The organism is Bacteroides cellulosilyticus (assembly GCF_020091405.1).
Lineage (GTDB): Bacteria > Bacteroidota > Bacteroidia > Bacteroidales > Bacteroidaceae > Bacteroides.
This window is the reverse complement of the sequence record NZ_CP081903.1, coordinates 4,845,299-4,859,696: the sequence shown is the minus strand read 5'-3', so window position 1 is coordinate 4,859,696 and position 14,398 is coordinate 4,845,299. Positions and strand designations below refer to the sequence as shown.

12 protein-coding genes are annotated in these 14,398 nt (G+C 43.7%); 9 read left to right on the top strand and 3 right to left on the bottom strand.

The window, feature by feature from the left end; all coding sequences use genetic code 11:
- Positions 1-3: 3 nt before the first annotated feature.
- Genes K6V21_RS18345 through K6V21_RS18325 form a run of 5 tightly spaced genes read left to right on the top strand, consistent with a single transcriptional unit; the run spans position 4 to position 6,422 of the window.
- The gene (locus K6V21_RS18345) at positions 4-1,470 is read left to right on the top strand and encodes an O-antigen ligase family protein (protein ID WP_224319473.1); all 1,467 of its coding nucleotides are present in this window, start codon (positions 4-6) and stop codon (positions 1,468-1,470) included.
- Between the two features lie 9 nt (positions 1,471-1,479).
- A complete protein-coding gene (locus K6V21_RS18340) occupies positions 1,480-2,715 on the top strand; it encodes a glycosyltransferase family 2 protein (protein ID WP_224319472.1) in 1,236 nt (411 codons plus the stop codon).
- Entirely contained in the window at positions 2,712-3,827 is a 1,116-nt protein-coding gene (locus K6V21_RS18335; RefSeq protein WP_224319471.1) for a glycosyltransferase family 4 protein, read from the top strand. The genes K6V21_RS18340 and K6V21_RS18335 overlap by 4 nt, the downstream gene beginning before the upstream one ends.
- 13 nt (positions 3,828-3,840) lie before the next feature.
- A complete protein-coding gene (locus K6V21_RS18330; RefSeq protein ID WP_224319470.1) occupies positions 3,841-4,959 on the top strand; it encodes a glycosyltransferase in 1,119 nt (372 codons plus the stop codon).
- A gap of 14 nt (positions 4,960-4,973) precedes the next feature.
- Entirely contained in the window at positions 4,974-6,422 is a 1,449-nt protein-coding gene (locus K6V21_RS18325; RefSeq protein WP_224319469.1) for a lipopolysaccharide biosynthesis protein, read from the top strand.
- Positions 6,423-6,432: 10 nt separating this feature from the next.
- On the opposite strand, the gene K6V21_RS18320 is transcribed toward K6V21_RS18325, so the two are convergent.
- Positions 6,433-7,317 carry an alpha-1,2-fucosyltransferase gene (locus K6V21_RS18320; RefSeq protein WP_224319468.1) on the bottom strand — a complete coding sequence of 295 codons (885 nt, stop codon included), beginning with the start codon at positions 7,315-7,317 and terminating at the stop codon, positions 6,433-6,435.
- 163 nt (positions 7,318-7,480) lie between these two features.
- On the opposite strand from K6V21_RS18320, the gene K6V21_RS18315 reads away from it, so the two are divergent.
- Both K6V21_RS18315 and K6V21_RS18310 read left to right on the top strand, forming a co-directional pair.
- On the top strand, positions 7,481-8,428 hold the full coding sequence (locus K6V21_RS18315) for a glycosyltransferase (RefSeq protein WP_224319467.1): 948 nt from the start codon (positions 7,481-7,483) through the stop codon (positions 8,426-8,428).
- Between the two features lie 5 nt (positions 8,429-8,433).
- Positions 8,434-9,579 carry a glycosyltransferase family 4 protein gene (locus tag K6V21_RS18310; RefSeq protein WP_224319466.1) on the top strand — a complete coding sequence of 382 codons (1,146 nt, stop codon included), beginning with the start codon at positions 8,434-8,436 and terminating at the stop codon, positions 9,577-9,579.
- A gap of 14 nt (positions 9,580-9,593) precedes the next feature.
- Here K6V21_RS18310 and K6V21_RS18305 read toward each other — a convergent pair whose 3' ends face one another.
- Both K6V21_RS18305 and K6V21_RS18300 read right to left on the bottom strand, forming a co-directional pair.
- Positions 9,594-10,445: a glycosyltransferase family 2 protein gene (locus K6V21_RS18305; RefSeq protein ID WP_224319465.1), complete on the bottom strand. Its 852-nt coding sequence runs from the start codon at positions 10,443-10,445 to the stop codon at positions 9,594-9,596.
- 13 nt (positions 10,446-10,458) lie between these two features.
- Complete coding sequence (locus tag K6V21_RS18300; RefSeq protein ID WP_224319464.1) at positions 10,459-11,631, bottom strand: glycosyltransferase family 4 protein; 1,173 nt, start codon at positions 11,629-11,631, stop codon at positions 10,459-10,461.
- 110 nt (positions 11,632-11,741) lie between these two features.
- Between K6V21_RS18300 and K6V21_RS18295 the strand changes: the two genes are divergently transcribed.
- Positions 11,742-12,650, top strand: a complete 909-nt coding sequence (locus K6V21_RS18295) for a glycosyltransferase family 2 protein (protein ID WP_224319463.1) — start codon at positions 11,742-11,744, stop codon at positions 12,648-12,650.
- Between the two features lie 643 nt (positions 12,651-13,293).
- The gene (locus tag K6V21_RS18290; RefSeq protein WP_224319462.1) at positions 13,294-14,364 is read left to right on the top strand and encodes a DUF4373 domain-containing protein; all 1,071 of its coding nucleotides are present in this window, start codon (positions 13,294-13,296) and stop codon (positions 14,362-14,364) included.
- The last annotated feature ends 34 nt before the right edge of the window (positions 14,365-14,398 follow it).

Below are 14,398 nucleotides of genomic sequence, written 5' to 3'. Positions count from 1 at the left end.
ATTATGGCATCAAACACACCATATCCAGTACGCGAAGCCCCCCCCAAGGCACTGATAAATCTATTGCTTATGGGTGGGCTGGCAGGCATTGCGTATGCTATTATAACTCAAAAGTTATTAATAGCAGCAGTTATCGTGTGCTTACCTATAGTAGTTACTGGCATAGGCTATGGATTTCAAAATCCCTATTTTGTATATTTGCTTTACGCCACTTACGCCTTTTTCTTCACAACGATCTCCCGTTATACTTTAAAAGTCAAGCTAAGCGTTGGTCTGGATATACTATTGGTTTATCTTGTTATTTCCCTTTTGGTTGTTTTTTACCTGAAAAAGACGAATTTCAGATTAAAAAGCGCAGTCAATGTCTTTACGATCAGCTATATTGCATGGATTGTATTCGTGCTATTGCAATTAACGAATCCTCTTATTGAATCAGAAGGTATTACCCATGGCATTCGCATCATGATATTAGAGACATTTGTATTGTACGCGGTTGCTTCCATTGTATCCAACTCCCCTAAAGCTTTAAGAAGCGGATTAGTACTTATCGGGGTTTTCATTATCATTGCTTTCATAAAATTAATGTACCAGAAGTACATTGGTTTCGACTCGGCCGAACGGTATTGGCTATACGTACAAGAGGCAGCAAGAACTCATATCATATCTACCGGCATACGTTACTTTTCCTACTTCACTGATGCTGGTAATTTTGGCGTGGTTATGGCTGCTGCAGGTACTGTATATATAATAATCGGTCTCAATACCCGTAATCGGATTTTGGCTGTTTTTTATATAAGCATTGCTGTAATGGGATTTATAGGCATGTTTCTCTCCGGTACACGAGGTGCTCTTATTGTACCTTTTGCCGGTCTCGCTCTATACAGTTTGATATGTAAAGACCTTAGACATTTTTCAATTACATTAATTTCCGGATTAAGCATATTTATATTTCTCGCATTTACAGACATAGGAAACAGCAATTCGTTTATAAGACGTGCTCGCACCGCATTTCGCCCGACGGAAGATGCGTCATTTAATGTGCGTGTAGAAAACAGAAAAGAGATGGCCCAATATTTAAAGGATTATCCATTTGGAGTGGGCATATCCAACGACATACCTAAGTTATGGTTACAGGCAGATGACACTTACAAAGAAGGAACGCTGCCTCCTGATTCTTTCTTTGTAGCTACCTGGATACAAACAGGGGTAGTGGGCGTGGCATTACAAATATTGATTTATGCAATAACTCTGTTAGGCTGCTGCTATATAGTCATGTTTAAAGTCCGAGATAGATACCTGAGACAAGAATTGGCGGCTTTTACAGGTACTGTATTTGGTATCCTGCTAAGTGGATATACCGGATATGCTCCGGGCATGCCACCTACAAACTTTATAATTGTAGCCATGATAGCTTTCGTAATGAACGGAGCGTATATAGATAAACAATTAATAAACATAAATAAGCAATAACTTCATATTATGAACGAAATTTTTTCCATATTCAATCCAGACTGGTGGATGGACGAAAACAATAACGCTTTACAAATAGCAGATGCAATTTTGTTTTTACTATTAAGTATACCGGTATTGTATCTTTTCATTTGCGCACTCTTTTCGTTAGGGAAATATAAGAACCCTTATCCCCCGGCCAAAGAGACGCATCGCTTCCTGATATTATTCACAGTGCTACGTAACGGCAAGGAAGTAATCCAGTCTATAAATCATTTTTTAGATACTCAACTTTATCCCAGAGACAAGTATGACATAGCCGTTGCTGCAACCCAGCTGCCTGAAGAAGACCTTGTAACCTTGCTACAGATGCCAGTCAATATAGTTGTGCCCGACAAAGAGCAATGCACCAAAGTCTATGCCATCCAGCAAGTGATGGAGCGTTACTCTCCTGCCGAATACGACATGGTCATCATTTTCAATTCAGACAACCGGATTGTACCCAACGCATTGAACTTATTCAACAATGCGTACTACTCAGGATGCGATGCCATTCAGGCACACCGCATGACGGAGAACCTGACCACCAGCATTGCCGTATTGAATGCCACCAGTGAAGAAATTAATAATAATATTTTCCGTAAAGCACATACCCGCATGGGGTTCTCTTCGGCTTTGATAGGTTCTGCAATGGCGTTTGACTTTGCAATGTTCCATGAAATTGCTCCCAAACTAAAAGGCTCAGATTTAAGCAAAGCGATGGAAACGGCTTTGTTACAGCAGAATATCTATACCGAGTACATGGAGGAAGTAGTCTGTTATAGTAAGAAAGAAGAAAGTGCCGACGGATATGAAGCTCAACGTATCGGGTGGCTTCGTTCACAATACAGCAGTACAATATTAGCCTTGAAAAGATTGCCTATTACGTTACTGAAAGGCGAATGGGATTATTCTCTCAAACTATTCCAATGGCTGATGCCTTCACGCTTCTTACTGATAGCCCTTATCATTTTATGCGCTGCCGGCATCACTCTTCTGGATTGGTCGCTCAGCTTTAAGTGGTATGTACTTTTGGCTGTCATTGCCATCACATTTATCATGGCATTGCCCGACGGAGAAGTAAACAAACGCTTCAAATATTCAGTATGGGCACTGCCAATTCTTGTATTCGCATCCATATTCAGTCACGTTACTCGTTTCTTCTTATTCAAAAAAAACAAGAAAAAAAAAACAAAAAAGACACCCACGAGAGCCCCAAAGGCTTGAGAATAGCCATTGAAGCCCAACGTATTTTTCGTCCCAACAAGCATGGAATGGACTTTGTAGCTTTGGAAACAATTCGTGAATTGCAAAAGAGGAATGACGATAACCATTATTTCGTTATCGTCGCTCCGGGCGAAGACCGCTGTTTGGAAGAGTCGGCTAACCTTTCTATCATAGAATTGAAATGTCCTACTTACCCGCTTTGGGAACAAGTAGCTCTTCCACGAGCTGTAAAACGCCTAAAAGTAGATATGTTACACTGCACCTCGAATACGGCTCCATTAAGGTGTCCTGTTCCTCTTGTGCTGACACTCCATGACATAATCTATCTGGAACCCAGACAGCATCGAAGCTCGTCCCTCTACCAGGAAATGGGATGGCACTATCGGCGTCTGGTGGTTCCTCGCATTCTAAAAAAATGTAAAAAGATTATTACAGTATCAAAATTTGAATGTAATCGCATTCGGCAAGCTCTACAGATACCTTCAGAGCGTATCACAGCTATCTATAACGGATATAGTACTCACTTTCATCAACAATCGGATATAAACATGGAGATTGTCCGGAAATATATCCCACAAAAGGATTTTCTTTTTTTTCTGGGAAATACTGATCCCAAGAAAAATGCGGCACGAACGTTAAAGGCATATAGCCTGTACTTACAACAGTCATCTGTAAAGCGCCCGTTGCTTATCGCCGACTTGAAAGAGGAATACATCGACAGCCTGTTGCAGCAAGAGGATCTGACCGATATAAAATCCCAGCTGTATTATCCCGGCTATATTGCTAACCGTGATTTGTCGACACTCTATAATGCCACCTTCGCTTTCCTCTACCCTTCGCTCCGCGAGAGTTTCGGAATTCCGATGTTGGAGGCGATGGCGTGCGGTACGCCTGTCATTACCGGAAACACGTCCGCCATGCCCGAAGTGGCAGGGCCGGGTGCCTTGGCTGTGGATCCTTACAAACCGGAAGAAATCTCTGACGCCTTGCTAAAATTAGAAAACGATTCCATCCTCTATCAAAAGCAAAAGGACTACGGTCTGCTGCGTGCACAAGAATTTTCATGGAAAAAGACAGCGAACGAGTTGGTCCGTCTGTATCAAATGTTTTAAATAATTGAGAACTATGCGAGCTTTATTTCTTGTTTTCTATGGTTTTCAAGAGTACAATGGTATCAGCAAAAAAATCAGATATCAAGTAGATGCACTCAAACAGTACGGTATGGACGTGCGTACTTGTTATTACGAAGTCCGTGAAAACGGAGAGCGGCAGTGGATGATTGACGAGAAAGTTCTGGTAAATTTAGGTAAAGGCACTTTGGCCAAAATAAAGAAAAGGGTGTCATTTGCCCCCATTATCCACTATATACGGAAAGAGCAGATATCATTTGTATATATCCGCTACTACCATAATGCCAATCCGTTCACCATACACTTTGTGAAATCCGCCAAGAAACTGGGGGCCCAGATTGTATTGGAGATTCCGACCTACCCTTACGACCAGGAGTTCACTGACCAGAAGTTGAACCTGTGTATAGACAGAATCTTCCGCCACTCCCTTTGCAGTCACCTGGATGCCGTCGTAACCTTCTCCAACGACACTGAGATATTCGGGCAACGCACCATCCGCATTTCCAACGGCATCGATTTCAATTCCATCCCATTACGAAAACAGATACGTACAATGGAAAATGAGCTGCATCTGATTGGAGTTGCAGAGATACACTTCTGGCATGGTTTCGACCGGCTAATCAAGGGGCTGAAAGAATATTACGCCCATAATCCTGGTTACAAGGTCTATTTTCACATTGTAGGCAACCTTTTCGGCGAAAGAGAGAAGCAAGAGATAGAAGATCCTATTCAAGCATACAATTTGCAGGATTACGTTTTCATGCATGGCGCAAAGCATGGAAAAGAGCTGGATGCACTTTTTGAAAAAGCGGATTTCGCCGTTGGCAGCCTGGCTCGGCATCGCAGCGGCATTTTTAATATCAAAACCTTAAAAAACCGCGAATATGCAGCCCGGGGGTTCGGATTCATCTACTCGGAGACGGATGACGACTTCGAAAAGATGCCTTATATAATAAAGGCACCGGCAAATGAAACAGCTATAGACATTCCCGGACTTATTGCATTTTGCAAGAAACAAACGATATCTCCACAAGAGATCAGAAACTCTATCCGGCATTTGTCATGGAAAGAGCAAATGAAGAAAGTGTGTGATGATATACGATTTCATTCCTAAGAACAAAAAAGATTATGGCAAATATCAAACAACAGATGCTCTCCGGAGTATTCTATACAGCAGTAGCCAAATATTCCGGTTTAGTCATTTCATTAGTCGTAATGGCCATACTTGCCCGATTGCTGTGTCCCGACGATTTTGGAACCGTTGCCATAGCTACTGTTTTCATTAATTTTTTTGCCATCTTCACCAATATAGGCATATCTTCCGCCGTTGTGCAAAATAAAGAATTGACAGATCACGACATTAACGAAATCTATATGTTCACGATATGGATAGGAATTATACTGAGCGTTCTGTTCTTTCTTTCCACCGGTTTCATAGCCGACTATTATCAGGATGAGCGCCTGCTACCTATATGTCAGCTTCTCTCCGTGAATTTGTTTTTTGCTTCCGCCGGAACTGTGCCCAACACGTTGTTCTTTAAGGATAAAGACTTTAAGTTTATTGCCTGGCGCACTTTTATCATACAAATAACGGTAGGCGCTATTGCCGTAGGTGCCGCGTTGCTGGGAGCCGGACTTTATACTCTGCTGATCCAGCCTGTGTTGTCGAGTGTTTTGATTTACTTCATTTCGCTGAAGAAATACCCGCAGAAATTTCTGTGGACATGGGGAATCAAGAGTATAAAAAAGATATGGGCGTATTCCATGTACCAATTCCTTTTTAATGTAATGAGTTATTTCATCCGTAACCTGGATAAGATGCTGATAGGAAAATATATCGGTATGGCACCACTCGGTTACTATGAAAAATCCTATCGCCTAATGTCTCTTCCCATACAAAACATCACATACGTCATCACCCCCGTGCTTCATCCCATCTTGTCCGATTACCAAAAGGAAACGGATAAATTAGCTACCATCAATGAGCGGATGGTACGTCTGCTGGCTTTCATCGGTTTCCCGTTGGGCATACTCCTTTTCTTTTGTGGACGCGAACTGATGCTTTTCGTATTTGGCTCTCAGTGGGAACCATCTATACCCGCTTTTCAGATACTTTCATTAACCGTCGGATTTCAAATAGTGATGTCCTCTTCCGGATCGTTCTTTCAAAGCACGAATGACACGCGCGGGCTTTTTATTTGCGGCATTTTCACAGCCGTTGCCACCTGTACCGGATTTCTGGTGTGCATCCTATTTTTTCGTACATTGGAAGCTTTTGCTTACAGTATGCTGATTTCGTATTTTCTATGTTTCATCCAATGCTATTGGCAACTCTATCACTATCAATTCCGTCGCAATATGCTGCATTTGTACAGACAGCTCATCTCCCCTTTAATCATCACATTGCTCATCGGGGGAGTACTGTATCCCCTCTCCCTCTGTTCATCCGATTGGAATATAGTGGTTTCCCTCTGCGTGAAAAGTCTTTTGGCACTGATTCTATGGGGAGGTTATTTACAATGGCGCAAAGAATACGATATTGTCGCTAAAGTGAGAAACATCCTCCACAAATATTAAACAGCAAGTATCACTTTCGCTCCAATCTGTGCCTTATCTTCATTTCCAGCCGTATCCAGACTGATTTCAGTTGGTAATAAAATGGGGTACGATTGGGTAAAGCACACCATTCATCCGGGCATAAATCAGACACATCATAGTGAGAATAGTGTGGTCCAAACCATGGGGTGGGATAAAATACCTTCTTATCCGTATTTGTATTCAGCCAAGCTCCCCACCAACTAAAAGAGCTGTTGCTGATAACATTATTCGTAGCCAGACTTTGCAAATAGAAGTCTTCCAACATAGAGTTTCCTTTATCTGCAAACACAAAGTTCCGTCCTTTAAAATGCTTTTTGCACCATTTCAGATCATCGCTTATTACCATAAAAAGGGTTTCCCTTCCTATTAGCCCGACAGCTTTCCGAAAATAATTCATCGAGCAAATGCTGAAGCGATGAGGGAGCTTGCAATAATCCCCCCTGCGCACATGAATACAAGTAAAAGGCTGCTTCAAAATCTCTCCATATTTTTGAGTCAGTTTTTCTCCTATCGCTTCGGGCATAGCGTACAATTGTTGCATCAAATCATTATCAATATACTCATGAGACTGGAAATATCCGTCAATCATCAGATCCCCTCCGTCATAGGGAATTGGTTTGTACGGAAAATCACGCCAACTATACAGTGATACATCTCCCGGCACTTCATGCACAAACTCAATTTCACGGAAGATATTCTCCTTGAAAGAAGAAACATATTTCCACATAGATTCTTTGCTGACGGTGGATATAGCCTCTGTATCGGGAGCTACCACTACCTTGAAGTCCGTACCATACTTCTTCGCCAAAGAAGCACCTGCCGCTATTTGAAACAGATAATTACCAAAGCGACCGCTTAATCGAATATAAATCATTATTTAAAAACTCTACTGATAATTTCCAACACTTTCTTTTCTTGAAGGTAAAGATAGGAGTTTTAAGATAAAAAAACGACTAAAACATAAGATATTTATCTGAAGAGATGATAATAATTCTAATTAGATTTATTACTTTTGTCTGATACCAAAAACGATAAAAATGTCGAGTAACAGTTCTTCTGTCGGTACATCTCCCAAGGTTTCCGTCATTATCCCTGTATATAATACAGATGCCTACCTGTACGAGTCCTTAGACAGTATTTGCAGCCAGACGCTGAAAAGTCTAGAAATCATACTTATCAATGACGGTTCTACCGACAATAGCCAGCAAATTATTGAAGAATATGCCCGCAAGGACAGCAGAATCAGATATTCCATACAACCCAACCAGCGACAAGGCGTAGCCCGCAACAACGGACTGCTACTGGCAACCGGTGAATATATCTACTTTATGGACAGTGACGATATTCTGGATTCGGATGCACTGAGGCAATGTTATGAAAAATGCGAACAAGAAAATCTGGATTTCGTAACCTTTGATGCCGAAACCATCCAGGAAACATCAAATTCACCTGCCAGTTTCAGTTATTGTAGAAAAGGACGGATTGACAAGCGGGAGCCATGGAACGGAATGGAACTGATGCACTACGAATTGGAACACGACCTATTCTACGTCGTCCCCTGGCTATGCTTCGCCAGACACTCCTTCCTCAAAAAGCATTTCAGCGGATTTCCGGCCGGAGTGATTCATGAAGACACTATCTTCGTTGTACAAATCATGCTGAACGCCAAACGGGTAGGCTACATTCCACAACCATTCTTCAAACGTAGAATGCGGGATCATTCGACTATGACGGCCGGTTTCAGCATGCGCAATATAGAAGGATACACCACGGTATGTACACAAATACGCAGTTGGGCCCAACAGCATCCCGAATGGAGGTCCATTATCGACCTTTATTTAAGAAAAACCTTGAACTCAGTGATTTGGTTAGGACACCGGATGACCTTGCTTGAAAAGATAGAAACTTTCTGTCGCTTCCGCCGGTTGCACCTATCCCGATACATCGGTTTCAAAAACCGGATTGTTTTTTGGCTTAAAAATTGAAATGTATGGAAGAAAGAAAGAAACGGCTGACACTGCTTTGGAGAAAACTGAATTCGCTAGAGTTCGGAAAAGACGTAGTGCTGGTGCCCTATTACCTGGGACAGGCTTTAGACTATGACGTAGAAATCTGCTGCGGCTACTCCGAAGAAGTAGCCCGGCTACTCCCTTCTATGACGAAGAAAGGATTGATATTTACCAAGCAACCGCTGGGCCACAACCCGTATCGGAGAATCCTCGTATACATAAAGTATCTTCTGCAAAACGCTTCACGCATCGACTTGTTGGTGTGCTTTCACTGGAAGCTGGAGACATACGTCAACATCCTGCTTTACAAACTTCTGAATAAGCATGGGCAGATATACATCAAACTAGACACTGGTTCCGGCCAGGAATTTAATCTAGATAAGCATTCTTTTCTTGGTAAGGCGTTGCGGAAAATGATATATACGAAATGCCTGAAGAAGATAACCGCACTATCATGCGAAACGTCGCAGGCTTATGATTTTCTGTGCTACGACAGTGATTTTAGTAAAATAATGCTCCAAAAGCTCGTATTACTCCCCAATGCTTTTGATGAAGAAGCATTCGTTGCATCCGGCGTCTCAGAACGGAAATTCCAACAAAAAGAAAATCTGATCATTACCGTAGGACGTTTGGGAACTCATCAGAAAAACACGGAGATGATTCTGGATGCATTAGGCTGTATGGAACTGAAGGAGTGGAAATTTGTCTTAATAGGCCCTGTGGAAAATCAGTTTCGTCAAGCCATAGAGGAATTCTACCAAAAATACCCGGAAAAGAAAGAGCAAGTCGTGTTTGCCGGAAAAATAGAGAGCAAGAAAGAACTGTGGGAATGGTACAACCGAGCGAAAGTCTTTGTATGCACTTCACGCTGGGAAAGCTACGGCATTGTGCTGAATGAAGCGAAACGTTTCAGGAACTACATGGTGAGCACAGACGTAGGTGGTGCAAGAGACTTAATTGAACAAGAAAAATATGGATCTTTCGTAAAACAAGAAGATGGCATAGACTTGAGCCGCATCCTTTCATTAATTGTAAATGACAGGATTAATATTGACGTATATCAAGATTTCGACATACGGCGACTATCCTATCAAAGAGAAATCAGAATATTACTGAGACATCTTTAAAAAGAGAAAAATTACTACTTTATCAGATTAGATTCCTCATCCTTATACTCCTCGGCTGATGTAAACACATGTTTTATTTTCTTGAATGCCTGCAACACCCGGCTCTGGAAACTTCCAAACAAAGAGCCTCCACCCACGGTTCCATAACCCGTCACCGCACGCACTTTAGAGTTTCTAAGAAAAGCGATACGCCCATATTCACGAAGGCCGAACGCCAAAGCCCCATCCTCGCCACGAATGATGTGAGTACGAATGCCTACCTTTCTGGCTTCCTCCGTCCGATAGGCAAACACCAATCCGCGAACGCTGAGCTCCGGACGCTTGAAAGACTGCAACCATAAATAGCAGTCACGGAAAAGCGTATAGAAATAAAGGCCGGTACGGGAATGCTGTCCGTCCGGATAATATCCCCATGTGGCACTGACTCCCATCACATCCGCACGCTTCTCCATGACATCGATCATAGCGTCCACATAGGAGGGAGGATAAAGCGTATCCGCATCAATATTTACATGATACTTGCCACGCGCCTTCATCAGTCCGCAGAGGCGAGCATGGCCACAACTGTGCTGCATTTCGGTATAAAAAGGCAAACCGACAGCACGGTACACATCGGCCGTGCGATCTTGAGAATCGTTATTTACCCCGATAATTTCAATGGGATAGCGAGTTCTCATCTCACTCAGCGCCCACAAGCAGGCCAGCAAGTGCTTCTCTTCATTGTATGCAATGATAGAGACCGTAACCAAAGGTGCGTCACTCTGGAGCTTCTTCAAGTTAGAACGTATTTCCGATATAATCCCGGCAAAAGCCACTTCATCGAAATTTTTCTCATAAACTTGCAAATAACGACTGTACCAACTCATAAACTAAACTTTATTAATTACCTTCATCCTGCACCGGACGAGACAATAATGATTCAAACAATTCAATCCACTGCGCACCTATCACCTCCATCCGGTAGTCCGCAGCCCTCCGACGGGCCTCTTTTCCCATCTTGCGGCGCAACTCTTCATCCTCGATCAGTCGACTGATGCCTTCGGCAAGACCGGCAATATCTCCTTCGGACACTAGAATCCCGTCTTTTCCGTCGGTAATGATATCGCGCGGTCCGCAATGGCAAGTATATGCGACCACCGGAATCCCACAGGACATCGCTTCTACAATAACCAACCCAAAACCTTCGAAACGTGAACTCAATACGGATATGGAACTTTCACAGAACTTAGAGACCACGTCAGAAATGGAACGTTCCAGAAAACAGCTGTCCGTCAACTTCAGATCTTCCACTTGTAGCTGTAGCCGCTCACGCAGATGCCCATCGCCATAAATGCGCAACGTCCAGTCGGGATGCCTGTCCACCACCATGCGCCATGCGGATATCAAGCGATCGAAGCCTTTTTGCGCAACATAGCGCCCCATGACAATGACCTGCTTGTTGGAGCAATCGGAAACCGTGTCGGGAAAAAAGGGAACGGGATTTGGAATAACGTGGACATTCTGCAATTCAGGCCAGAAAGCAGCATCTTCATGGGTCAACACTACAAATTTGGAAAGTTGACGTAATTCTTGTATCAGAGAATTCATCCAACGGCGTTCAATACAGGCATTGAGCCGCGAAGGTAACCAGGATACATTAAAATTGCGGTAGTGCATACGGTCAAAGTGTATTTCACCCATTTTCAGACTACCATCAGTCATTCGGTTGATGACATTGATATCGCGTCGCAACAGCGACACCGTGATATCAGGTTTCAAGGCGCAAAGACATTCGTTCAGCTTTTTCTTCAGTATTCGCATACGCACCCGGTAGAGCCACACACGGAGAGGAAACACATAACGGTATGGCTCTTCAAAATCTATGTCCAACTGATGCAGCCTGACAGAAGGGTCCAGCGGAAAATAAGGCGGCTTGTCTCCTCCATCAGTCAATATGATGTGAACTTCATATCCATGACACGCCAGATAATTGGCCTTCAATATAAGAACACGCTCCATGCCGCTAGGATAATAAAGTGCAGGAATACAATAGGCTATCCTTATTTTTTTCATATTAATATAATACTTCTTGTATTTTATAGCACAAAGAAACTATTTTTTTTGCATATATTATCATTCATGAGAATAAATCAGCAGAGAAAACTTATCTTTGCAGATAATCAATGAAAAGAAAGAAAATGGAAAGCCACATATCTCCCCTCGTTTCCATCATCACCGTCAACTACAACGGCCTTGCCGACACCTGCGAAATGATCGCCTCATTCCGCAAGCACGAAACCCATCCCTATGAAATCATCGTAGTGGACAACGGCTCCCGCATGCCCGAAGCCGATGAAATCAAGCTGCGCTACCCCGAAGTAAAAGTCGTACAAAACACCAATACTGGGTTTGCCGGAGGCAACAACGCTGGACTGACAGTAGCTGAAGGCAATTATCTGTTTTTCCTCAATAATGACACGATCATCAAAGAGCCTATACTGGAAACATTGATCCACCGGCTAGAAGCAGACCCCAAAAACGGCGGCGTATCGCCCATGCTAAAATACAGCTATGCACCCGACACACTACAATACGCCGGCTTCACCCCATTTTCACGCATCACGCTGCGCAATGCCGCCATCGGCTTCAACGAAAAAGACCAGCCCAGCTACCGGATAGCATGCGAAACCGCCTCCCTGCATGGCGCCGCCATGATGGTACGTCGTGACGCCCTGCAACAAGCAGGCACAATGACAGAAATCTACTTTCTGTTTTACGAAGAATTTGACTGGTCGGCACAGCTACACCGGGCCGGGTATAAATTATGGTACGAACCCGAAGCCGTGGTCTACCACAAGGAAAGCATGACAGCCAAGAAAGGAACCCCCTTAAGAGAATTCTATCTCTCACGCGCCCGTATCCTGTACGCCCGTCGAAACATACCGGGCGGCGAAAAAATCCTGTCCTGCCTATACATCTCTCTCATTGCTGCGCCTAAAAAGTCAATGGTATATCTGCTACACGGAAAATTTCGGTTGGCAGTGGCCGTTATCCGAGGCACCTTCCGCGGATTTCTTTCATCAAAACAATAAACACCAATTATATCCCAAAAATTACCAAACTCCCTCTCTGGGTATTTTTACCTTTGCCGCCATTTATTTTATTAATACAAAAATCATGAAAAAAAACATTTGAACTATCCGTTACTAACGGAGATCATGTAGAAATCTTCAACATTCTGATCGAAACAAACCATGTAAAACTGGAATTTATCGTACTGGAACTTTTCGCCCAAGGCGTGAAGGATCTGTTTGAAGGCAAAGGCAATATCAGCATACGCCTGAAACTAGCACTGGGACACATTCGCGAGGTCACTCACAGATACAGCCAGACCCCGGGCAAAAAGAAGCTAAAAAAATGACCGCCAGATGATTGCATGTAACAACCGTAATGTGCTCTTCGGTGTCAGGGCTCCCCCAATTCGTAATAAGTCTTAATTTTAACAAAGCGTAACTATTTATTCCAAATGTACGGTCTAGGCCCACTAGACCTTGTCCCGAAGCTATTCTGACACGGACAAGTAGTGGACAGACCGTACATTCCGGAGCTTTGGGCTATGCTTATCTTTGACGCCGTCAAGAGAAAACGCTACGAAAAAACGCCGTCGCCACAACAGGCTACTCCGCCTTACGCAACATTTTCCCACAAGTGATTAATCAAATTAAAACAATTGTAATGAAAAGAAATTTTTACCTGCAACACCCGCTCATGGCCATGCACGACCCACGAATGCAAGATCTGTTCGACAAGGAAGGCCCCAGAGGAACCGGAGCCTACTGGATCATCATCGAGAAACTCTCCATACTGCCTGCCCCCAGAGCAAAACTGGAATATCTGCGCCCTTACTGCAAGAGCAAAAAGATGCCGCTCAACTACCTGAAGAAAATCATCTACGAATTCCAACTTTTCAATCTTGAAGAAGACGGCTTTTTCAGTCCCGAAGAACTGAATCCGGTGAAGAAGAAAGAAAAAGAAACGGCAAAAAATGCTGGAGAAAACGCCGGTTCCGATGCAAAAAATGATGAAAATCGGCAAAAAACGTCAGAGCTGGATCTGGAAAGCCAGGTCAAAAATCAAGGTAACATACTAAAAAACAGCACCGTTGAAGAAATAGCCTGCAAAGTATTTAAAGAGAATATAAAAGATATAATAACAGCAGCAGCAAAAGAAAAAGAAACTACTGCTGATGCTGATAATGATGCCAATAATTCTCCGAATACACTTACCGTCTGCGACGACTTCGGCCGGCCGCAAGCACCGCTGCGTCCCATACGTCCCTGGCGGGAATTGGTGGACGGACTGGCGGAAAGAACTCCTTGGCTTGAATTGACCTGCATGCACAGCGGCTACGGAGAACTGCTGATGCGCCACATCAAGGCGGCCGTGGACTGCTTCAAGCAGCATATCGAAGTCTACGACAAATGGCACGACATGCTGACCGAAAGCGATGCGCGCCGCTACTTCGTGAACTATACAAGCTGCGGGCAACGCACTTCGCAAGCCCTGTACGCAACCCTCCTGGCACTCGATGCCAAGCAGAAGTCTGCTGCCCCGCCCGACCCCTACCGCTATGAACAGCGCATCGACGGCCGACGCACCTATCTGGGCTGCACTATTCCCGACAATGCCCCTCCCCGACCGGACGCCACCGCTTTCTGGAATGAAGCCACACGCTCATGGAGCTCGCAAATGCCACAGTTGAACAAAGCAAACGCCACAGTTGAACAAGGCAAATGCCACAGCTGAACAAAGCAAATGCCACAGATCACGCTCATCCAAG

Coding starts and splice junctions, on each gene's coding strand:
- K6V21_RS18320 (WP_224319468.1), bottom strand. CDS start 7,317: ATGATTTATATTCGATTAAGCGGTCGCTTTGGTAATTATCTGTTTCAA.
- K6V21_RS18345 (WP_224319473.1), top strand. CDS start 4: ATGGCATCAAACACACCATATCCAGTACGCGAAGCCCCCCCCAAGGCA.
- K6V21_RS18325 (WP_224319469.1), top strand. CDS start 4,974: ATGGCAAATATCAAACAACAGATGCTCTCCGGAGTATTCTATACAGCA.
- K6V21_RS18330 (WP_224319470.1), top strand. CDS start 3,841: ATGCGAGCTTTATTTCTTGTTTTCTATGGTTTTCAAGAGTACAATGGT.
- K6V21_RS18295 (WP_224319463.1), top strand. CDS start 11,742: ATGAAAAGAAAGAAAATGGAAAGCCACATATCTCCCCTCGTTTCCATC.
- K6V21_RS18310 (WP_224319466.1), top strand. CDS start 8,434: ATGGAAGAAAGAAAGAAACGGCTGACACTGCTTTGGAGAAAACTGAAT.
- K6V21_RS18300 (WP_224319464.1), bottom strand. CDS start 11,631: ATGAAAAAAATAAGGATAGCCTATTGTATTCCTGCACTTTATTATCCT.
- K6V21_RS18340 (WP_224319472.1), top strand. CDS start 1,480: ATGAACGAAATTTTTTCCATATTCAATCCAGACTGGTGGATGGACGAA.
- K6V21_RS18315 (WP_224319467.1), top strand. CDS start 7,481: ATGTCGAGTAACAGTTCTTCTGTCGGTACATCTCCCAAGGTTTCCGTC.
- K6V21_RS18290 (WP_224319462.1), top strand. CDS start 13,294: ATGAAAAGAAATTTTTACCTGCAACACCCGCTCATGGCCATGCACGAC.
- K6V21_RS18305 (WP_224319465.1), bottom strand. CDS start 10,445: ATGAGTTGGTACAGTCGTTATTTGCAAGTTTATGAGAAAAATTTCGAT.